This is a genomic window from Mesorhizobium sp. M4B.F.Ca.ET.089.01.1.1, from assembly GCF_004022605.1.
In the GTDB taxonomy this organism is placed as follows: Bacteria; Pseudomonadota; Alphaproteobacteria; order Rhizobiales; family Rhizobiaceae; genus Mesorhizobium; species Mesorhizobium abyssinicae.
This window is the reverse complement of the sequence record NZ_RZOS01001391.1, coordinates 1-463: the sequence shown is the minus strand read 5'-3', so window position 1 is coordinate 463 and position 463 is coordinate 1. Positions and strand designations below refer to the sequence as shown.

General features: G+C 54.2%; 1 pseudogene. It reads left to right on the top strand.

The annotated features are described in order from the left end of the window. Positions 1–437, top strand: a pseudogene (locus EN780_RS39535) (DEAD/DEAH box helicase); the annotation flags it as partial. Between the last annotated feature and the right edge of the window lie 26 nt (positions 438–463).

Here is a 463-nt window from a genome sequence, read left to right as displayed (position 1 = left end):
ATCTTGAGCAGGCTTTCAGTATATCGCTAGGAGGGCTTGGGATACCTTGTCAGCCACTCGATGTGACCGGTCGCCAAGGGTTTCCCGATTTCCTAGTATCGATTGAGGATTTTATTCCGATTGTTGTCGAGGTGAAATCTAAAGTTAGCGATCAGGAAACGGTGCCCTTAAACGCTGCTACCGAGGTCCTCGCGGCATCAGAACTGGCGGGGCTGCGAAACAACCCTTGCCTCACCTTGTGCAGCCCCGGTGTAGACCCGAGCGTTCCAACGTTTATCGAGGCCGCGAAGCGTTTGTGCGTCACCGATGTCTCCGATTTTTGCGAAGCCATCCTGCGATTGCACGAGGGAACTCTTACCAGGGGTGGGTTTTACAACTGGTTGACAACGCCCGGCATCGCGCTGGCCGAAGCGCTTCCTTCGCCGGCCACTCGTTAACGGTCCTTCTTAAATAGAAATTGTGC